Source organism: Actinoplanes derwentensis (assembly GCF_900104725.1).
Taxonomy (GTDB): Bacteria; Actinomycetota; Actinomycetes; order Mycobacteriales; family Micromonosporaceae; genus Actinoplanes; species Actinoplanes derwentensis.
Genome location: NZ_LT629758.1, coordinates 1,190,588 through 1,210,816 on the forward strand (window position 1 = coordinate 1,190,588; position 20,229 = coordinate 1,210,816).

Below are 20,229 nucleotides of genomic sequence, written 5' to 3' on the forward strand. Positions count from 1 at the left end.
GGACGGTGGTCACGGGACTCCGAGCACGGCGCCGTGGCGGTGATCTTCGCGATCTTCCTCGGCAGTTCGGTCCTGGCCGGTATGTGCGCGCTCGTGATCGACGTCGGGCTGCTCTACAACGAGCGCGAGCAGCTGATCACCGGCGCGGACTCGGCGTCGTTCAAGGTCGCGATCAACTGCGTGAAGGATCCCACCTCCTGTACGCCGGCGGTGCAGACCCCGGTCGCGGTGACGTACGCCGGGAAGAACGCCAAGGACACCAAGTCCGACGCCAAGATCTGCTTCGACGACACCGGCTGCCCGGTGTGGAACACCCCGAAGGCGTGCCCGCCGCCGCCTGTCGTGCCGGCCGGGTTCGGCAAGGGGAACTGGGTGGAGGTGCGGACCAGCACTGTCACGTCGGCCGGTGGCACCCTGATCCCGCCGGTCTTCGCGAAGTCCGTCACCGACGGCCATTACCAGGGCACCCAGGTCGGGGCGTGCGCCCGGGTCGCGTGGGGCCCGCCGGCCGTCGAGAAGGTGTTCGCCCTCGGCATCTCGCTGTGTGACTGGAAGCGGATGACCAGCAACGGGACGGTCTTCTACAACCCGCTCGGTACGTTGCTCAACGACATCGGCCTGTTCCAGCTGATCGGCCTGCCCAGCCCGACACCCGGCGTGGACAGCCCGATCCCGCAGGTGTTGCCGCTGACCGCGCTCGGCCTGCCGCTGCCGTCCTGTACCACCCCGGTCGACCTGACCGTGCCACGCGGCTACGTCTGGCTGCAGTACCCGGATCTGACCCCGCCGGACAGCGAATGCATGATGGATCTGAAGGTCGACGACCTGCCCCGGTCGTTCCTGCTGTCCGGCCTGCTCATCGGCACGATCTGCGCGCAGAAGCTACAGGCGAAGGTGGGCAAGGGCCCGTTCCTGGTGCCGATCTTCGACAAGATCGTGCCGGAGTTGATCTCGCTGGCCCCGCAGTACCACATCGTCGGGTTCGCGCCGTTCGTCGTCACCGGCTACTCGACGTTGATCCCCGGCGTGGTGAACTCGGTGAGCAGCATCCTCAGCGGCGGCCTGCTGGCCGCCCTCACCACGCTGCTCTGCACCACCGCGGCCTGCATCTACGGCTACTTCACCAAGACACTGGTCCCGCACAGCAGGCCGGTGTTCGGTACCGGGCCCAACTTCGGTGCGACCGTGATCGGGCGTACCGGCTAGGAATCGTTCTTCTGTTGTTCCAGGGCCCGCTCGCCGGGTGGCAGGGAGCAGACCCGGAGCACCTCCTGGCACAGGTTGTCCAGCCGGGACACCGACCGGGCGATGGCGGTGACCGCGCGCTGCTGCTGCGGTGCGAGTTCGTCGGCACCGCCGAGCAGCGTCTCGGCGTAACCGCTGATCGTGGTCAGCGGGGTCCGGATCTCGTGGGACAGGATGCTCATCAGGTCGCGCTTCATCGCGTCGGCCTCGGCGAGCGCGGTGTTGGTGTGCTGGAGCTCGGCGTTGCGCTCACCGAGGGCCCGGTTGGCCACGTCGCGGTCGCGTTCGGCGGCCACCCGGGCCGAGATGTCGGTGACCGCGGTGATGATCGTGGCCGGCCGGTCCAGGTGGTCGCGCAGCATCGACACGCCGATCTGCGCCTCGACGATCCGGCCGTCGGCGGCGATCAACCGCTGGTGCCGGTCGGTGGCCGAGTCGCCGACGAACAGCCCGGCGGCGGCCGCCCAGTTCAGGTGCCGGTCCTCGGGGTGGGTGAGGCTGTCGATGGTGCGGCCGGCGAGGGCGTCGGGGGCGTAACCCAGGATGTCGGCGAGCGCCGGATTGGCCTGCAGGACGGTGCCGTCGACGTGCAGCATGGCCTGCCCTACGGTGGAGAGGGCGAACTGCGCGTGCAGCAGCCGCTCACGGTCGGCGAGTGCGGTCTCGGCCTTGCGCCGGTCGGTGACGTCCAGGTTGACTTCGAGGATCGCGGCCGGCGCGCCGTAGTCGTCGTACTGCACCGACTGGTGGCTGTGCACGGTGAGGCGGCTGCCGTCGGCGCGCAGCTGGTCGAGTTCGCCCTCCCAGCGGCCCTCGGCGTCCAGGGCGGTGTCGACCTCGGCCCGGTCGGTGGGGTACCGGGTGTCGAGCAGCCGGTCGCTGCTCTTGCCGACGACGGCACTGGACGGCCAGCCGTAGGTGAGTTCGGCACCGGTGTTCCAGCCGATGATCCTCGAGTCGAGGTCGCGGACGATCACCGCGATCGGGGCGAGCCGCAGCAGTTCGGCCTGCTGCTCGGCGATCGCCTTGGCCCGGTGACGTTCGGTGACGTCGGAGCAGAGCCCGTCGACGAAGAGCAGGTCGCCGTCGCGGCGGGGCACACCGCGGGTCCAGATCCAGCGGGTGACACCGTCCGCACCGGCCATCCGGCACTCGACCTCGGCCTGGACGCCGTCGCGGAGCTGATCGACGAACCGGAGATAGGTCGCCCGGTCGTCCTGGTGGATCGTGCGGTACAGATGCCGGGTGAGGTCGGCTTCGGCGGTGATCGTCTCCAGGCTGGCGCCGAAGAACGTGTCGACGTTGCCCTGGGCGTGGACGGTGCGGGCGGTCCCGTCCGGGAGCAGTTCCACGGTCCACAGGAAGTCGGTGATGTTGTCGACGATCCGGGCCAGGGCGTCCCGGGCGACTGCCAGCTCCCGGTCCAGGTCGGCGGCCCGGCGGCGCTGCACGGCCTGGCCGATGTACGCCGACACGCTCTCCAGGCTGGCGATCAGCTCGTCGTCGCGGACGTCGTGCCGCTGATGGTCGGCGATCATGAGCACGCCGACGACGTCGGTGCCGTCCCGGACCGGCACGGCGGCGACCGCGTGCAGGCCGGCCTTCCCGGCTTCGGCGGCCCGCGGCAGACCGCTGGACGGCAGGTCGGCGATCCACTGCGAGGCGCCGGCCGCCCACACCGTTCCCGGGACCCCGACCCCTGGCGCGTACGCCACCGTCACCTCCATCAGCACGGCGATCTTCGGGTCGGCGCTGTAGACCGCGAGCCGTTCCAGGCAGGACTGGTCGGGGGTGCGGTGCCAGTATTCGAGGTACGGCCAGCCGAGCCGGCCGCCCAGTCCGGTGACCACGTCCCGGGCGGCCTCCTGGGCCGTGCCGGCCTGGAGCAGGATGCCCGAGACAGCCTGTTCGGTGTCCCGTAGGTGCTGGGTGCGCTTGCGGTCGGAGATGTCCCGGACGAAGGTGTGGAAGGCGTGCCCGTCCGGTTCGACAAGCACCGACAGCGCCATCTCGGCGGGGAAGACCCGGCCGTCGCGGTGCAGCAGTTCCAGTTCGACACGCTGACCGCTCATGGTGGCGGCGGTGGTGCTCTGGATCCAGGCCTCGTCGCCCCGCCGCGGTTCCGGCAGGATCAGGTCGACGACCGGCCGGCCGATGGCCTCGGCGCTGGTCCAGCCGAAGGTCCGTTCGGCGGCGTGGTTCCAGCCGGTGACGATGCCCTGGCTGTCACCGGCGATGAAGGCGTCCAGGGTGGTGTCGAGGAACCGCTGCGACCGGGCGGCGAGCTGCTCGGTCGCGTACGAGGCCATCCGGGCGGCGATCTCGGAGGCGGCGGCCAGCCCGAGATCCTCCATCAGCTCGACGTCGGCGGCCGACCACGAGCGGGGCCGGCGGTCGACGACACAAAGCGTGCCGAGCACCGCCTGGGCCGGGGAGCGCAGCGGCACCCCGAGATAGGCGACCGCCTCGTACGCCTCGATCGACGGGTTGCCGGCCAGATCCGGGTCGATCCGGGCGTCGTCGACGACGAGCGTCCGCCCGGACTCCACCACGTGTTTGCAGTACGAGTGCGACAGCGGGAACTGCCGGGCCGCGGCCAGCTCGCCGGCCAGCCCGGTCTCGGCGGTGAAGAACTGCCGGTCGGCCCCGACCAGCGACACCGCCGACACCGGTGCGCCGAGCAGCCGCGACGCCAGGACGGTGAGCCGCTGCAGCGCCTCGGAGGGCGCGCCGTCCACCAGCCCGGTCGCGTCGACCTGCGCCAGCCGCGCCGGATCCTGAATCACCGTGCTGAGCTCTGCCGTCTGTCCTGCCACGTCTGGTAAGTCGGCATCCTGGCCGCAGACTTGACAACTGGGCCCGCATTGACATCGATGTTTCTGTGATGTTTCAGTGTGAGCGATAACAATCGATGTCGATCTCCGGCCGTCCCCGGGGTCGGCGCACGGCTGTTTATCGCTAACACTCTGACTCGGAGGCCCGATGTCCCCGCTCCCCGTCTCCCGCCGCGCCCTCCTCAGCGCCGCGGCCGCTTCGACCGCCGGCACCGTCCTGCTGAACCCCGGCCCGGCGTCCGCCGCCGAACTCCCGCCGGTCCGCGCCGACCTCGGCGTCTCCGCGTACCCGTTCCCGCTCGGCCAGGTCCGCCTGACCGCCGGCCGACTACTGGACAACCAGACCCGAACCCTCAGCTACCTGCGGTTCGTCGACGCCGACCGGCTGCTCTACGTCTTCCGGGCCAACCACGGCCGGTCCACCGGTGGCGCTGCCGCCAACGGCGGCTGGGACGCACCGTCCTTCCCGTTCCGCAGCCACGTGCAGGGTCACTTCCTGACCGCCTGGGCCCAGGCGTGGGCCGTGCTCGGCGACACCGTCTGCCGTGACAAGGCTGACTACATGGTCGCTGAACTGGCCAAATGTCAGGCTTCCAACGGTTACCTCAGTGGCTTCCCGGAGTCCGACTTCACCGCTCTGGAGGCACGCACCCTCACCAACGGGAACGTGCCCTACTACTGCGTGCACAAGACCCTCGCGGGACTGCTCGACGTCTGGCGGTACAACGGCAACACCCAGGCCCGTACCGTGCTGCTCGCCCTCGCCGGATGGGTCGACACCCGGACCGCCGCGCTGACCGCGGCCCAGCGCCAGGCCATGCTCGGCACCGAGTTCGGCGGGATGAACGCCGTGCTCACCGACCTCTTCCAGCAGACCGGCGACGCCCGCTGGCTGACCGTGGCGCAGCGCTTCGACCACACCGCTGTCTTCGACCCGCTCGCCGCGAACACCGACAGCCTCAACGGCCTGCACGCCAACACCCAGGTCCCGAAATGGATCGGGGCGGCCCGCGAGTACAAGGCCACCGGCATCACCCGCTATCGGGACATCGCCCGCAACGCCTGGAACATCACGGTCGGCGCGCACACCTTCGCCATCGGCGGCAACAGCCAGGCCGAGCACTTCCGGCCGGCGAACGCGATCTCCGGGTATCTGACCGACGACACCTGCGAGCACTGCAACTCGGTCAACATGCTGCGCCTGACCCGGGAGCTGTGGCTGACCGAACCGGACCGGGCCGCCTACTTCGACTTCTACGAGCAGGCGCTGCTCAACCACGTGGTCGGCGCTCAAGATCGTTTCAGCGAGCACGGCCACGTCACCTATTTCACCCCGTTACGGGCCGGTGGGCGGCGGGGTGTCGGCCCTGCGTGGGGCGGCGGCACGTGGAGCACCGACTACGCCAGCTTCTGGTGCTGTCAGGGCACCGGTGTCGAGGTCAACACCAGGCTGATGGAGTCGATCTACTTCTACAGCGGATCAACATTGACCATCAACCTGTTCGCACCGTCAGTGTTGACGTGGTCGCAGCGCGGGATCACCGTCACCCAGAGCACCACCTTCCCGGCGAGCGACACCACCACACTGACGTTGTCCGGGACGATGAGCGGCTCGTGGGGTGTTCGAGTGCGGATCCCGTCGTGGACCAGCGGTGCGAGTATCACCGTCAACGGCGCCGCGCAGACGGTGACCACGACCCCCGGCACCTACGCCACGATCACCCGGACCTGGGCCGCCGGGGACGTCATCGTCGTGCGGCTGCCGATGAGCGTGCTGCTGCGTTCCGCCAACGACAACCCCGACCTCAAGGCGATCGTGTACGGGCCCACCGTGCTCGCCGGCAACTACGGCGACACCGCCCTGGCCGCTCCTCCGGCGCTCACCGCCTCCTCAGTCACCTCGACCAGCGCGACCGCCAACGGCGCCACCGTGAACCTGGTGCCGTTCCAGGACGCGCACGGCTTCAACTACACGGTCTACTGGCTGACCACGCCCGCCTACCGGATCGTCAACAACGCCACCGGCCTGGTCCTCGGCGTCAAGGACATGTCGACCGTCAACGGTGGTCTCGCGCTGGTCTGGGGAAACACCGGAACAGCGGACCATTTCTGGGTACGTGTCACCGACGGCACGGCAGTCCGCTTCCGTAACCTCAACAGCGGCCGGGTTCTCGGGGTGGAGAACATGTCCACCGCCGACAACGCCCGCGTCCTGCAGTGGGACGACAACGGCACCGCCGACCACCGCTGGACCCTGCTCGACCAGGGCAACGGCACCTACAAGATCCGCAACGTCAACAGTGGCAAACTCCTCGGCGTCCTGAACGGCAGCACCGCCCAGGGCGCCCAGGTGATCCAGGACGCCGACAACGGTTCCGCCGACAACCTGTGGCGGTTCGTCTGAGCCGTCCCGGCACGGGATCCGACCGCGGGCTCAGAACTGGCCGGCCAGTGTCGTCAGCTTGGCGACGTACGCCGGCCAGTCGTAGCCGTCGGGCACGCTGCTGCCCTCCGTCCGCCAGCCGACCGTCTGGTCGTGCTGTTCGCGCAGGATGTCGGCGTGACCGGCGTGCCGGGCCAGGTCGGCGGTCACATGGATGATGATCCGCTGCAGGGTCACCGCCTGCTCGCCCGGCCGCCACCACGGCACCTGTCCCGGCGCGTCCAGCGGCAACTGGTCGATCGTCTGGTCGGTGAACACGGCGACCCGGCGATACAGGTCGATCAGCCCGTCCTTCGTCTCGTCCGCCCGCGCGTACCAGTCGGCCTGCGGGTCCTCGTCGTAGGCCGACAGCGGGATCAGTTCCGCGCTGTCCGGGAACTCCCGCCCGAACGTCGGCCCGAAGTAGCCGGCTTCCACGTTGAGGCAGTGCTTGATCAGGCCCAGGAAGTTGTTGCCGGTCCCGGTGCGGGGGAGCCGGGCGTCCCGTTCGCTCAGCCCGTCGAGTTTCCCGATCAGGGCGTCCCGGTTCTCCTTGAGGTAGTGGTGCAGGGCGGCTTTGGGATCGTTCGGATCAGTCATGCCCGCGAGTCTTCCGCATCCGGGCCAGGGCGGCGGGCGGCCGGCCGGCCAGCTGGACCGCGTCCCGGGTCAGGTGGGCCTGATCGGCGTAACCGGCCCGGACCGCCAGTTCGGCGAGCCCGGTGGCCGGGGACGCGTCGAGCATGGTCAGGAACCGGCGGAATCGCAGCACCCGGTGCAGGGTCTTCGGGCCGTACCCGACAGCCGCCGTGAACCGGCGCCGCAACTGGCGTTCACTGAGGTCCAGGTGGGTGCCCAGTTCGTGGACGCGGGCCGCCGGGTCGTCCAGCAGACGGGCCGCCGCCAGCAGCACCGGATCCGGCGGGCGCTGTTCGGCGAACGACCCGGTCAGCGCGACCAGACGGCGCAGCGCCTCGTCCGGATGCAGGTCACCGTGCACGTGGCGGGCCGCGGACGGGTGCAGGTCGGCCAGGTCGACCCGGAGGTTGCGCAGGGGATCGAGGGGCAGTCCCAGGACCGGGCCGCCGGCGCCGGGCTGCAGACGTACCCCCCGGAGAATGTGACCTGGCCGTTGATCCGCCGTGACGGGGCGGGTGTCGGGGCCGGCCAGGAAGACGCCGCGCCCGCTCTGCCAGATCAGATCGACACAGCCGTCCGGCAGGATCAGACTCGGCGTGGGGTCGGGCTCGGCGTCCCGGCGCCACAGGCACACCACCGCGGCCCGCAGCGACGCGGGCGGCTCCCCTTCGGCGTAGGCCATGATTGCCAGTATTCCCGGCGTCCGTTTCCGACAAGCCCGGCGGCGCCGGACACCCTAGCGTTACCCCCATGAGCGCTCTTCTCACCGCAAGCCTGTTCCTGGACCGTGAGGCACGACTGCTGGAGCGGCACCTCTTCGCCGCTCGCCGGGACGGGGTGGTCAGCGCGCTGCGCGCCTATCAGAACGCCGACGGCGGTTTCGGTCACGGCCTGGAACCGGACAAACGCTGCCCGGCCAGCCTCCCGATCGACGTGGAGATCGCCTTCCAGGCCCTGGCCACCGCGGGCGTCGCGCCGCCGGAACTCCTCGGCCCGGCCTGCGACTACCTGACCACCGTCACGATCGACGGCGCGGTCCCGCTCGCCTTCCCGGTGATCGAGGACTTCCCGCGGGCCGCGCACTGGACCGACTGGACGTACGCGCCCGGCGTCAACCCGACCGCGGGCCTGGCCGGGCTGCTCCACCGGCTCGATTTCGATCACCCGTGGCGAACGGCGGCGACCAGCTTCTGCTGGAACGCGATCGACTCCGGCAAGCTGCCCGACGAGGCCCACGGGCTGTCCGAGGTGCTGGTCTTCCTGGCCCACGTCCCGGACCGTGACCGGGCACAGCGGGCCGCGCCGGCCGTTCTGGATCAGCTGACCGCACACCCGTTGTTCCACCGGACCCCCAACCCGGGGGCGTACGGGTTGACCCCACTGCACGTGGCTCCCACCGTCGGCTCCCCGTGGCGCGCCCACTTCACCGAAGATCAGCTCGGCGCGCACCTGGACCACCTGGCCGCCGCCCAGCAGGAGGACGGCGGCTGGCCGGTCACGTGGGAGCCGCCGTCGGCGGCGTCGAAGCTGGAGTGGCGCGGCATGGTGACACTGCAGGCGATCAACACCTTGGTGTCGTACGGCCGGATCTGAGAACCGTGCCCACCTCCTTGACCGCCGAACCGGCTCGCGGACTCGCCATGATCCGTGAGCAGTGCGGCCTGACCAGTGGCGAAGCCCGGCTGATCCGGTTCACGATGAACGCCGTGTACCGCCTCGGCGACCGGGTGATCCGGCTGAACCGGGGCGAACCGGCACGGCAGCGGGCGGCCCGGGTCGTCGCGGGCACGGCATTGCTGCACCGGCACGGGGTACCGGCTGTCGAACTGGTGGACGACATCGTGCAGCCGGTCGTCGCCGGGGACTGGGTGGCGACCGTGTGGCACTACCTGCCGCACCCGCCGGGCCGCCCGGCCGCTGTGGAGCTGGTGGAGCCGCTCGCCCGGATCCATGCCATCACCGAACCGGTCACCTTCCTGCCGGCCTGGTCACCGATGACGTCGGTCAGGCATCGGCTCTCGGCGGCCGGGGACGACTTCACCCGGGCCTGGGCGGTGGAGCGGGCCGGGATGCGACTCGACACCCTGGTCGGGCGTCTCACCGCACAGTGCGCCGAGCTGGATCGGCGGATCGCCGCGGCGACGTGGGAACTTCCGCCGGGCGTCATCCACGGGGACGCGCACGTCGGCAACCTGCTGGCCGGCCGGCTGTGCGACTTCGACTCGCTGGCGGTCGGCCCGCGCGAGTGGGATCACGTGCCGCTGGCGCACAGTGTCGTCCGGTTCGGCGATCCGGCCGAGCCGTACCGGGAGTTCGCCGCCGCCTACGGGTTCGACCTGACCGGGTCCCCGGCGTGGCCGCTGCTGCGCGACATCCGGGACCTGCAGCTCGCCACCAGCGTGTTCGAAGGGCTGGCCGGGCGCCCTGAGGTCGCCGAGAACCAGGCGCACCGGCTCCGGACCTACCTGGCCGGCGACGAAACGGCCCGGTGGTCGCGGCACCTCTGACTCCCCGCCCGCCCCCGCCCGGGCTGCCGTTCCGCTGATCGATCTCGGTCAGCGGGACGGGTCGATCAGGATCTTGGCGTCTCGGGCGGCGGCCAGGTCGTCGAAAGCGGCCGGCACCTCGGACAGGCCGATCACCCGGCTGATCAGGGCGCGGGCATCGATCCGGCCGCGGGCGATCATCCGCAGCGTCTCGTCGAAGTCGGCCGGGTCGTAGCAGAACGAGAACCGCAACTGCAGTTCCTTGTTGATCGCCATCGTCGGGCGGAACGTGTCGGGGCGCATGCACACTCCGACCACCACGACCGTCGACAGGAACGGGGTGTTCGAGACGATCTCCTCGATCACGCCGGGCAGCCCGACACACTCGAACACCACCGGGCCGCGCGGTCCGGCCCCGAACCGTTTCGCCGTCCGCATGACCCGCCGCCACGGCAGCAGCGGCACCCCGCGTAACGCGTGCAACGCCTCCAGGCCGGTGCCGTAATAGGCGGGCGCGCTCCGGATGACGCCCGGACCGTCGCCTGAGTGCGCCCACGGCGAGTCCGACGCCGGGTCGACGACCACGTGCGCGCCGCAGCGTTTCGCCAGCTCCCGCCGGGATTCGGAGAAGTCGCTGGCCACGATGTGACGTACCCCGGCGGCTTTGAGAAGGAGGATCACCGCTAGGCCGATCGGACCGCAACCGACGACGACGGCGGGGTCCGAGCGGCGGGCGCCACCCATCCGGACGGCGTGGTGGGCGACGGCGAGCGGTTCAGTCAACACCGCGAGATCAGGATCAACCCCGTGCGGTACGGGCATCAACGCGTCCTCGTCGGTCAACACGTACTCGGCGAATCCACCTGGTGCATGTGTTGACAGCCCGATCATGTGCACCTTGCCGTCAACACGAATCAACGGCAGCGTCACCACGTGTCGGCCGACCGGCACGCGTGCCCGGCAACCCGGCCCGTAGGCGACGATCACGCCGGTGAACTCGTGCCCGAGCACCACCTCGTCGGACCGCCGCATGAAGTCGGGGTAGCCGACCTCGGCCGCGATGTCGGCGCTGCCGTCCGCGTCGTGCCGTACGTGCAGGTCGGAGCCGCAGATCCCGGCCCGCAGCACCTTCACCAGCACCTGCCCGCGCCCCGGCTCCGGAACGGGACGCTCGACCACCGACAGTTCCGCATCGTGAACGGCGACGGCCCGCATGAAACCAGCCTCCAGCTATCCGAAGAGCGCTCGCCCCCAGTAGTCGTCCGGTCCGGTCACCCCGGGCGGGCAGGCGAAGAGGGCGCTCGATACGTGCCGTACATACTCGTTCATCTCGTCCTGCGCCGCCAGGCTGCGCTGCACCGGGATGAACGCGGTCCGCGGATCCCGCTGGTAGGCGATGAAGAACAGCCCGGCGTTCAACCGCCCCAGCCCGTCCGAGCCGTCCACGAAGTTGTAGCCGCGGCGCAGCATCCGCGCCCCGCTGTTGGTGTCCGGATGCGCGAGCCGCACGTGCGCGGTGGTGGGCAGCAGCGGCTGGCCGTCGGCGCCGACCGAGGTGAAGTCGACGTCGTCGAACTCGTCCTCGGTGCCGAGCGGCGCCCCGGAGCCCTTGTAGCGGCCGACGATGGTCTCCTGTTCGGTCAGTGACGACCGGTCCCAGGTCTCGATCAGCATCCGGATCTTGCGGGTGACCAGGTACGACCCGCCGTCCAGCCAGGCCGGCCCGTCACCCGGCTGCACCCACAGATGGTCGCGCAGCGCGCCGGTCTCCTCGGCCTTGAGGTTGCGGGTGCCGTCCTTGAAACCGAACAGGTTGCGCGGGGTGGCCTGGCCGGTGCTCGTCGACGAGGTCCGGCCGAAACCGAGCTGCGACCACCGGACACTGACCGCGCCCATTCCGATCCGGATCAGGTTGCGGACCGCGTGCACCGCGACCTGGGGATCGTCGGCGCAGGCCTGGATCGCGATGTCCCCACCGGAGAGCGCGGCGTCGAGGGTGTCGCCGGTGAACCGGGGGAGTTCCTCCAGCGCGGCCGGTCGCTGCGCGGCGAGCCCGAACCGGTCGAACAGGGTGGGCCCGAACCCGACGGTGATGGTCAGATGGGAAGGCGGCAGCCCGAGCGCCTCACCGGTGTCGTCCGGCGGCGCTTCCGGAATGCCGTCGACCGCGCCGATCTCGCCGGCGTCGCGCCCGGCGGTCATCCGGGCGGCGGCGGCCGTCCAGTCCTTGAGTACCTTGATCAGCCGGTCGCGGTCCTTGGTGGTGACGTCGAGGGCGACGAAGTGCAGCCGGTCCTGGGCCGGGGTGACGATGCCGGCCTGGTGCTCGCCGGTGAAGGCGACCTCGTCGGTCTCCGGTTTCGGATCGTCGCAGGCACTGGCCAGGACCGCGGCGGACGCTCCCACCCCGGCCAGGGTGAGGGCGCGCCGCCGGGAGATCGGCGTCATTTGCCGGAGACCACGGCCGCGACCTTGCTGATCGGCTCGGCCAGGGCGTTGATCGCGTCGGACAGCGTCTTCAGGTCGGCTTCGGTCAGGTCGGTGTGCAGCTTCCAGCCGTCGCCGGAGCGGTGCGCGCTCAACGCGGTGTCCACGTTGGCGAACTCGGTGTCCAGGGTCTTGACCAGCTCCGGGTCACGCTCCTCGAGGACCGGGCGCAGCGCGGCGATGGCCGCCTTGGAGCCTTCGATGTTGGCGTTGAAGTCCCACAGGTCGGTGTGCGAGTAGCGGTCCTCCTCGCCGGTGATCTTGCCGCTGGCGACCTCGTCGAGCAGGGCCTTCGCGCCGTTGGCGAGCTGCAGCGGGGAGAGCTTCTCGGCGTTCGCCTTGGCGACGATCTCCTTGACGTCGGTCAACAGTTGATCGGCGATCGGACCGGACTTCGAGATGTCCTTGGTCTCCCACAGGTCCTTCTCGATCCGGTGGAAGCCGCCGAAGGTCAGGCCCTCCTCGGTGACCTCCTCGCGGCCGTCGATGCGCGGGTCCAGGTCCCCGAAGATCTCAGCGACCGGCTCGATCCGCTCCCAGTAGGTGCGGGCGATCGGGAACAGCGCCTTCGCCTCGTCGGCTTTGCCGTCCTTGACCGCCTGCACGAACTCGGTCGTCTTCTCCAGCAGGGCGGCGGTCTGGCTCTTCACGTACCGCTGGTAGCTCTCGGTCGCGGCCAGCAGCGCGGCGTCGTCGGTCAGCGGGGCGGCCGAGCCGGAGACGGTGAGCTGCCCGCGGATGCCCTTGCCGATCATGCCCGGCTTGCACGCGGTCTCGTAGGTGCCGGCCGGCAGCTCGACGTGCAGGTTGCGGGACAGGCCCGGGGCGATGTTCTCGACCTCGGCCATCACCCGGTCGCCGGTGGCGTAGACGTAGAACTCGGTGACCTTCTGGCCCTTGTTGCTGATGGCGAAGACGCTGGTCCCGGCGTTGACGGTGGTGGTGGCCACCTCGCAGGCGGTGTCGGTGGCCTGGACCGTGATCGGGCCGCCTGCCGCGTTGTCAGCGTTGTCGGCGCCGGGTTCGCCGGAGCTGCAGGCGGTCAGCGACGCGCCGAGCGCGGTGACCGTCGCGAGGGCGAGCAGAGGGGTGGTGCGCACGCGGATTCTCCTAGGGCTGCGGAACGGGGGTGGGCTTGAGCCCTTGCTGGTGCTTGTTCTTCTGCGGGCGGAGGAAGAGCAGCAGGACGGGTACGGCGTACGCGCCCCAGGCCACGGTCTCCAGCACACTCGCGGTCGGGGTGACGTTGAACATGCCGGTGAGCAGGGCGGTGTACCAGGCCGACGGATCCAGGACCGTACTGATGTCGTACGCCAAGGTGTTCAGTCCGGGCAGGACGCCCGCCTCTTGGAAGTCGTGCACGCCGTACTTGAGAATTCCGGCGGCCACCAGGATGAGCAGGACACCGGTCCAGGTGAAGAAGACGCTCAGGTTGATCCGGACCGTGGTCGCATACATGATCCAGCCGATCAAGATGGACGTGGCGATGCCGCCGAGCAATGCATACAGCGGACCGGTGTTGTCCGAGGCGCCCTGGACCGCCGAGTAGAAGATCAGGGACGTCTCCAGGCCCTCCCGGACGACCGCGAGGAACGCCATCAGGGCGACCGCGACGGATCCGAGGTTCAGTGCCTGGTCGAGCTTGCCGCGCAGTTCACCCGCGATGGATCGGGCGGCCCGGCGCATCCAGAAGATCATCCAGGTGACGAAGGCGACGGCCAGCAGTGAGGTGATCGCCTCGAACAGTTCCCGTTGCTCATACTGCTGGAGCAGAGTGGTCGAGGTGTAGCTGAGCAGCCACCCGAACGCCACGGAGAGCACGACCGCGACGGCGACCCCGGCCCACAGCTGAGGCAGCCGGTCGCGGCGCCCTGACCTGGCCAGGGCCGCGATGAGGATACTGACCACGAGAGTGGCCTCCAGCCCCTCACGCAGTCCGATGAGGTAGGTGGCGAACATGAACCGCCCTCCGATTAGGCTTGCCTTACCTTGCTTCTACAAGCTGTAGATTAGGGTTGCCTACCTTTGCTGTCCAGTCACATGTCCCGTGACACACTGTGGTTCCGTACGGAACGGAGCTACCGGTGTTCGATCACTTCGTGTCATCAGTGGTGATCTGCCCGCTTCTGGTGGTGCTCGCGGTCCGGTTCCTCGCCGACCGGCTCCGCCCCGAAGCCGCCGTCCGCTTCCTGGTGCTGTCGCTGACCGCCGCCGCGGTCGCCTGCCTCGTCACCATCACCGCCTTCGGGCTCAAGGCGATCGCCGAACTCCCGGCCACCGGCGCGTACTTCCACTTCTCCGACCGGATCGTCCGCGCCGACACCGCCCACGAACCATGGGTGTCCTGGCTGTCCGTGGCCCTCACCGTTTCCGCGGTGGCGGGGATCGCCCGGGTCTGGTGGTCCCACCGTCGGGACAGCGCCGCCGTCCGGCCGTACACCTCGCTCGGCGCTTCTCTCGACGCCTCGCTCGACGCCTCACCCGGCGTTTCTCTCGACGTCTCACCCGGCGCCTCTCGCGGCGTCTCTCTCGACGGCCGGGTGCTGCTGGTCGACGACGACCGGGCCGCCGCCTTCGCCATTCCCGGCGCTGACGGCCGGATCATCGTCACCACCGGCATGCGGGCCGCTCTCGACGACACCCAGTACGCCGCCCTGCTCGCCCACGAGGACGCCCACCTGCGCGGGCGCCACCACCGGCTGGTCCTGCTGGCCCGGCTCGCGGCCGCCGTACACCCCGCGTTCCGGCTGCTCACCCGCCGCATCGACTACCTGGTCGAACGCGCCGCCGACGAACAGGCCGCCGCCCGGGTGCACGACCGGCGGGCGGTCGCCCGGGCCATCGGCGCCGCCGCTCTGATCTCCGCCGGGCCGGGCGGCCTGGTCTCCGCGGGCCGGTCGGGTGGCCCGCTCTCCGCAGGCCGGTCGGCTGGCCTGCCGATGGCGCCGGCCGCTGCTGACCTGCGGCGGGCGGGCACCGTGCCGCGGCGGGTCGCGTCCCTGCTCAGCCCGTTGCGGGCGTGGTCACCGCTGTTGTTACTCGTACCGGCAGGGGTGGCGGTCTTCGATCTGGTCTGGACCGCCGAGTGCGTCTGGGATCTCGGCGAACTGTTGTACGCCGCGCAGATCTAACGCTCGAACAACTGCCGCAACAGCTCCGCATCGCCCGGCTCCAGCGTGCTGACGAACCGGCGCAGCACCGTGCCCCGGTCGACACCCGAGTCCAGCAGGGCACTCATCCGACCTGCGGCCATCGTGTCGGCGTCGGTCAGCGGCGCGTACCGGAACGCCCGGCCCTGGCGGTAGCGGGCGGTCATGCCCTTGTCGTGCATCCTGGTCAGAATCGTGACGACGGTGCTGTAGGACAGCGGCGCCGCCAGCCGGTCCAGCACCTCACGCGGGGTCAGCGGGACATGCGCCGCGCCGAGCACACCGAGAATCCGGGCCTCCAGCTCACCGGGTCTCCGGCGGCCTTCCGCTTCGCTCACGGTCCTGCCCACGGCCTGGTTCACGGCCTGGTTCACGGCCTCGCCCGCGGCTTCGCTCACGGCGGAAGTCTACCGATCCCTCCTTCGATGTCTCATATCGTCGGTCCCGCTGCCGATGGGACATCGTGTCACTGCCGAAAGCCGTCCGGAGCCGCGCGAGTGCCGTGGTTCCCGTCGGTGCCGTGGCACTGACCGCCCTGCTCTGCGTGTTCTTCCTCGTCGGGCGGGGCGGCCGGGAACTTCCGGCGATCCTGTGCTGGCTCACGGCCGCCACCTTCACCAGCGGAATGGCCTGGTACGCGTCCCGGGCCGTCCAATCGATGGCCCCGGGCGCTCCGGAGAAACGGTTCTTTCAGGCGTTCGTCACCGCCGCGTTGATCTTCGCCGTCGGCGACTGGATCCAGGTAGCCGAAACGCTCGCCGACCCGCTGTCGTTGACAGCTCAGTCCGGCACCGGACTCGCCCGCACCATCGGCCTCGGCCTCGGCGGCATCGTCATGATCGGCGTGATGGCCACCTACCCGCTGCCGTACCGGTCCGGCCGCGAACGCCTCTGCTTCCACCTCGACCTGGCCACCGTCGTCACCGCGGTCGCCGCCATCGGCCTGTACTGGTCGGTGACCAGCGTGCTGGCGGCCGGCGCCGTCGCCGGAGTAGTGGCCGGACCGGTGGTGGCGACGCTGGTGGCGTTCGCCGTCGGCCGGCTCTACCTCAGCGGGGCCGCGCCGTTCCGCTGGCACGTCGGCGTGATCGGCCCACTCGCGGCGGTCCTCGAGGCCTCCGCCCGGACACTCGGCCCCGAACTGGCCCGCACCGGCCGTCCCGGCCCGGTCTTCGCCCTCTCTCTCGGCTGCCACATCCTGCTGCTGTTCGCGTCCTGGCGGGAGTACAGCGACTACCGTTCCGGGCACGTCGCCCTGCCGACCGCCCCGCGCCGTCCGTACAGCCTCGTGCCGTACTTCGCCCTGGCAGTTCTCTACACCCTGCTCATCGCCACCCTGCTCACTCGGGGCCTGGACGTCCGCGCCTGGATCATCCAGATCGGCGCGATCCTCTGCACCGGCATCGTGGTGGCCCGGCAGCTCACCGCGTTCATCGACAACGCGAACCTGCTGGCCGAACGCGACAGCCTCACTCGCCGCCTGCACACGATGGCGTTCACCGACAGCCTCACCGGCCTGGCCAACCGCGCCAGCTTCCTGAGCCGCCTCGACGAGACCACCGGCCCCGTAGGCGTCCTGTTGATCGACTTGGACGACTTCAAACCGGTCAACGACCGCTACGGTCACGCCGCCGGCGACGCCGTCCTGGTGCAGGCGGCCAACCGCCTCCGCGACAACTTGACCCCCGGCGACCTGCCGGCCCGACTGGGCGGCGACGAGTTCGCGGTGCTGCTGGCGCCCCGCCCCGAAGAGGGCTATTCCGCGGTGGCCGACCGCTTGGTGGGCTTGCTGGGCGCCCCATGCCCGCTGCCGTCCGGCGACACGGCCACCGTCCGAGCCAGCGTAGGCCTGGCCGTAGGCGAGGCAGCGCAGGTCCTGAACGTGGCAGACCAGGCCATGTACCGAGCCAAACACCAGGGCAAAGGCAAAATCGAAACCGCCGCCTGAGTACGCCCGTCAAACGCCCCGCCAACTCGCAGCCCTGATCCCGCCGGTCAGACGGCCGCCGTGAGTGTGCCGGTCAATCCGCCGCTCCCGCTCCCGGCCTCAGGGCAGAACCACACATCGACGACAGCGAGCCTCGTACGAATAAGTCCCGTCATCCGGCAACGGCGTCGACGGCGCCAGCTCACGGATGAACGGTTTACCGTGCTCCAGCACCTGAGTGTGCGTGGCATCCAACGACCGGCACACGTCACAGACCGCCCGCCGATAGATCACCCGCTCCGGCGCCAGCTCGAACAGCGCCCGCACCGGTGCGAACAACTGCCCCCGGTGATCCAGATCGATACCCGCGACAACCACCTTGACCCCACGCCGAACCGCCACCCCCAACTCCGCGATGTCGTCCGCGGTGAACATGTGAATCTCGTCGACACCGATCCACTGCACGTCCCCGTCCGCGGCCCCCGCCAGCGAATGCACCTTCACGGTCTGCAGGCTGCCCCCCGAACGCGAGGTGACCGCGGTATCCCGCCCATGCCGAGCCGACTGATAGATCCGGTGCGGAATACCGGCATGCTCCAACGGCGACAGAAGGCTGATCATCTCCAGCGACTTGCCGCCCTTCATCGGGCCGAGAATCACGGTCAGGTCCATGCCCGAAGACCCTGCCACCCCCATCCCACCCACCCCCACGCAGGGCCACCCCCACGCAGGGCCACCCCGCGCAAGGCAGCGGCAGTGGTGGCATCCTCTCCGCCATAGGGGACCCCGTTGGGGAACGGCCAAACCATCTGAATCCGCTTGTTGGCATGATTGTCGGGTTTGCCGGGTGGAAAGGGTTCAGGGTGTCGCTGGAAGCGTGGGATGACCGTGGGGTGCCGGAGTTGACCGCGCGGGTGGTGCGGGCGTCGTTCCCGAAGGGCACTCTCGCGGTGCGGATCCGAGACGCGCTCGGGCCGGTCTTTGGCGATTCGGCGTTCGCACTGGCGTTCCCGGCGGTGGGCCGTCCGGCGGCCTCGCCGGGGGTGTTGGCGCTGGTGTCGGTGCTGCAGTACGCGGAAGGGCTCAGCGACAGGCAGGCCGCTGACCAGGTCCGGGCCAGGATGGACTGGAAGTACCTGCTCGGTCTGGAACTCGATGATCCCGGTTTCGACTACACGATCCTTGGCGATTTCCGGGCCCGGCTGATCAAACATGGGCTGGAGGAGAAGGTCCTGGAGGTGATCCTGGACCACTGCTCGCGGCTGGGACTGCTGCGCGCCGGTGGCCGGCAACGCACCGACTCCACCCATGTGCTGGCAGCGGTGCGCACGTTGAACCGGATGGAGTTCGTCGGGGAAACCCTGCGGGCGGCCCTCGAAGTCCTGGCCAAGACCGCTCCACAGTGGCTCGCCCCACGCATCGATGCCGACTGGGCCGGGCGATACGGTGCCCGGATCGACTCGTACCGCTTCCCCAAGGGCGACGACGTGCGCATGCGGTGGGCTGAGCAGGTAGGGCGGGACGGCTATCTGATCCTGGACGCGGTCGCTGCACCCGGTGCGCCGGCATGGTTGCGGGAGATCCCGGCGGTCCAGGTCCTCGGCCAGGTGTGGGAGCAGCAGTACCAGCGTGCTGGTGAGGAGGTGCACTGGCGGGAGGGCAAAGACCTCCCGCCCAGTAGAAACCGGCTGGCCTCGCCGTACGACATCGACGCCCGCTACGGCCTCAAACGGGGTCTGGGCTGGTCCGGTTACAAGGTGCATTTCAGCGAGACCTGCGAGGCGGACCTGCCGCGGATCATCACTGGTGTGCTGACCACCGATGCCACAGTCACCGACACCGAGACAACCGGGACCATCCATCAGAACATGGCCTGCCGGCAACGAGTGCCGGGCGAACATGTGGTCGACGCCGGTTACGTCACCGCCGCGCACATCGTGACCGCTCGCGACGAACACGGTATCGATCTGCTCGGTCCGGTAGGACTGGATACCCACCAGGGCGAACGTTTCCCGCAGAGCGCCTTCCGCATCGACTGGCAGTCCAAGGCCGTGACCTGCCCGCAGGGCAAGACCAGTATCAGCTGGTCGGCCCAGCGCAAGAGCAGCGGCACCGAACTGGCACGAGTGCACTTCGCCGCCGGTGACTGCACGGGTTGCCCGGTCCGGGCCGAGTGCACCACTGCCAGCGTCAACAGTAAATGGGGTCGCAGCCTCACCCTGCTTCCCGCAGCTCAGCAGGAAGTCTTGGAGGCCAGACGTGGTGAACAGGTCACCGAGGCGTGGCAGCAGCGCTACCACATCCGCGCCGGAGTCGAGGCCACGATCTCCCAGGTCGTCCGGCACACCGGAATCCGGAGCACCCGATACACCGGTGCGGACAAGACCCACCTCGGTCACCTCCTCGCCGCTACCGCAGCCAACATCGTCCGCATCGACGCCTGGCTCACCGGAACACCACTCGGCCGAACCAGAACCAGCCACCTCACCCAACTCGACCTCGACCTCGCTGGCTGAAGGTCGTTACATACCGTTTTGGCCGTTCCCCAACGGGGTCATAGGGGACGGAGATTCCCTCCACGCGGCGCGTGGAACGCGCCGCGTCCGGGTGGGTTACCGCTTCTCGGCGCGCCGCCGGGACGGATCCCGGTCTTACGTGCGCTCCACGGTCGTTGAAGTCCGCCTGCCCGGCGGCCTTGATGTTGATCGCCGCGTTGACGTCCCGGTCGTGGTGACTGCTGCACGGGCAGTCCCACTTCCGTACGTTCAACGTCATCTTCTCGTTGATCCGGCCGCAGTCGGAAGCGCACGAGTTCGCAGATTCCTGACTAGGGCGGGCGGGAACCCACACCGGCTCGACGGTTGGTGCCGACACTGCCGTGCGGGTTCCGCGGCTGTCAGGGCTTCCACGCGTGGTTTGTTCGTGAAGTCACGGCGCTGGATCTCGGCGAGCACCGGCTGAGATCCGACAATGTCTATGCCTGACTCCGCCGGGCACCCTTCGGTCTGCGGTCGGCCTGAGGTATGCCGAACGACATAGG

The 20,229-nt window shown here is 69.7% G+C and carries 17 protein-coding genes; 7 read left to right on the top strand and 10 right to left on the bottom strand.

Annotated features, from left to right (window positions below):
* Nucleotides 1-33 precede the first annotated feature (33 nt).
* Nucleotides 34-1,206: a Tad domain-containing protein gene (locus BLU81_RS05260; RefSeq protein WP_157751281.1), complete on the top strand. Its 1,173-nt coding sequence runs from the start codon at nt 34-36 to the stop codon at nt 1,204-1,206.
* Here BLU81_RS05260 and BLU81_RS05265 read toward each other — a convergent pair.
* Nucleotides 1,203-4,031, bottom strand: a complete 2,829-nt coding sequence (locus BLU81_RS05265; protein WP_172890494.1) for a PAS domain S-box protein — start codon at nt 4,029-4,031, stop codon at nt 1,203-1,205. The two genes, BLU81_RS05260 and BLU81_RS05265, sit on opposite strands and share 4 nt — an antisense overlap.
* Nucleotides 4,032-4,227: 196 nt before the next feature.
* Here BLU81_RS05265 and BLU81_RS05270 point away from each other — a divergent pair, with 196 nt between their 5' ends.
* Nucleotides 4,228-6,483 carry a beta-L-arabinofuranosidase domain-containing protein gene (locus BLU81_RS05270; RefSeq protein WP_092556618.1) on the top strand — a complete coding sequence of 752 codons (2,256 nt, stop codon included), beginning with the start codon at nt 4,228-4,230 and terminating at the stop codon, nt 6,481-6,483.
* Between the two features lie 30 nt (nt 6,484-6,513).
* Here the strand turns inward: BLU81_RS05270 and BLU81_RS05275 are convergent, their stop codons facing one another.
* A complete protein-coding gene (locus BLU81_RS05275) occupies nt 6,514-7,101 on the bottom strand; it encodes a DinB family protein (protein ID WP_092542138.1) in 588 nt (195 codons plus the stop codon).
* Nucleotides 7,094-7,822 carry a helix-turn-helix domain-containing protein gene (locus BLU81_RS05280; RefSeq protein WP_092542140.1) on the bottom strand — a complete coding sequence of 243 codons (729 nt, stop codon included), beginning with the start codon at nt 7,820-7,822 and terminating at the stop codon, nt 7,094-7,096. Before BLU81_RS05280 ends, BLU81_RS05275 begins: the two co-directional genes overlap by 8 nt.
* A 68-nt stretch (nt 7,823-7,890) precedes the next feature.
* Between BLU81_RS05280 and BLU81_RS05285 the strand changes: the two genes are divergently transcribed.
* Both BLU81_RS05285 and BLU81_RS05290 read left to right on the top strand, forming a co-directional pair.
* Nucleotides 7,891-8,733 (top strand): hypothetical protein, encoded by an 843-nt coding sequence (locus tag BLU81_RS05285; protein WP_092542142.1) that lies wholly within the window; start codon nt 7,891-7,893, stop codon nt 8,731-8,733.
* Nucleotides 8,734-8,738: 5 nt separating this feature from the next.
* Entirely contained in the window at nt 8,739-9,647 is a 909-nt protein-coding gene (locus BLU81_RS05290; protein ID WP_092542144.1) for a phosphotransferase family protein, read from the top strand.
* Nucleotides 9,648-9,695: 48 nt separating this feature from the next.
* Here BLU81_RS05290 and BLU81_RS05295 read toward each other — a convergent pair whose 3' ends face one another.
* From BLU81_RS05295 to efeU, 4 genes are read right to left on the bottom strand one after another with little or no spacing between them, the layout of a single operon-like run.
* Entirely contained in the window at nt 9,696-10,841 is a 1,146-nt protein-coding gene (locus BLU81_RS05295) for a zinc-binding dehydrogenase (RefSeq protein WP_092542146.1), read from the bottom strand.
* Between the two features lie 15 nt (nt 10,842-10,856).
* Complete coding sequence (gene efeB / locus BLU81_RS05300) at nt 10,857-12,074, bottom strand: iron uptake transporter deferrochelatase/peroxidase subunit (protein ID WP_092542148.1); 1,218 nt, start codon at nt 12,072-12,074, stop codon at nt 10,857-10,859.
* Nucleotides 12,071-13,213, bottom strand: a complete 1,143-nt coding sequence (gene efeO / locus BLU81_RS05305) for an iron uptake system protein EfeO (protein ID WP_092542150.1) — start codon at nt 13,211-13,213, stop codon at nt 12,071-12,073. The genes efeB and efeO overlap by 4 nt, the downstream gene beginning before the upstream one ends.
* Before the next feature lie 10 nt (nt 13,214-13,223).
* Nucleotides 13,224-14,072: an iron uptake transporter permease EfeU gene (gene efeU, locus BLU81_RS05310; protein ID WP_092542152.1), complete on the bottom strand. Its 849-nt coding sequence runs from the start codon at nt 14,070-14,072 to the stop codon at nt 13,224-13,226.
* Between the two features lie 125 nt (nt 14,073-14,197).
* On the opposite strand from efeU, the gene BLU81_RS05315 reads away from it, so the two are divergent.
* Nucleotides 14,198-15,244 carry a M48 family metalloprotease gene (locus tag BLU81_RS05315; RefSeq protein WP_092542154.1) on the top strand — a complete coding sequence of 349 codons (1,047 nt, stop codon included), beginning with the start codon at nt 14,198-14,200 and terminating at the stop codon, nt 15,242-15,244.
* Here BLU81_RS05315 and BLU81_RS05320 read toward each other — a convergent pair.
* Nucleotides 15,241-15,660 carry a BlaI/MecI/CopY family transcriptional regulator gene (locus tag BLU81_RS05320; RefSeq protein ID WP_231954191.1) on the bottom strand — a complete coding sequence of 140 codons (420 nt, stop codon included), beginning with the start codon at nt 15,658-15,660 and terminating at the stop codon, nt 15,241-15,243. The two genes, BLU81_RS05315 and BLU81_RS05320, sit on opposite strands and share 4 nt — an antisense overlap.
* 122 nt (nt 15,661-15,782) lie before the next feature.
* On the opposite strand from BLU81_RS05320, the gene BLU81_RS05325 reads away from it, so the two are divergent.
* Nucleotides 15,783-17,210 carry a GGDEF domain-containing protein gene (locus BLU81_RS05325; protein WP_157751283.1) on the top strand — a complete coding sequence of 476 codons (1,428 nt, stop codon included), beginning with the start codon at nt 15,783-15,785 and terminating at the stop codon, nt 17,208-17,210.
* A 99-nt stretch (nt 17,211-17,309) separates the two neighbouring features.
* Here the strand turns inward: BLU81_RS05325 and BLU81_RS05330 are convergent, their stop codons facing one another.
* Nucleotides 17,310-17,861, bottom strand: a complete 552-nt coding sequence (locus tag BLU81_RS05330) for a thymidine kinase (protein ID WP_092542158.1) — start codon at nt 17,859-17,861, stop codon at nt 17,310-17,312.
* Nucleotides 17,862-18,052: 191 nt separating this feature from the next.
* Between BLU81_RS05330 and BLU81_RS05335 the strand changes: the two genes are divergently transcribed.
* Complete coding sequence (locus BLU81_RS05335) at nt 18,053-19,705, top strand: IS1182 family transposase (RefSeq protein ID WP_092540493.1); 1,653 nt, start codon at nt 18,053-18,055, stop codon at nt 19,703-19,705.
* Here the strand turns inward: BLU81_RS05335 and BLU81_RS51930 are convergent.
* Complete coding sequence (locus tag BLU81_RS51930; RefSeq protein ID WP_456236552.1) at nt 19,674-20,063, bottom strand: zinc ribbon domain-containing protein; 390 nt, start codon at nt 20,061-20,063, stop codon at nt 19,674-19,676. The two genes, BLU81_RS05335 and BLU81_RS51930, sit on opposite strands and share 32 nt — an antisense overlap.
* Nucleotides 20,064-20,229 lie beyond the last annotated feature (166 nt).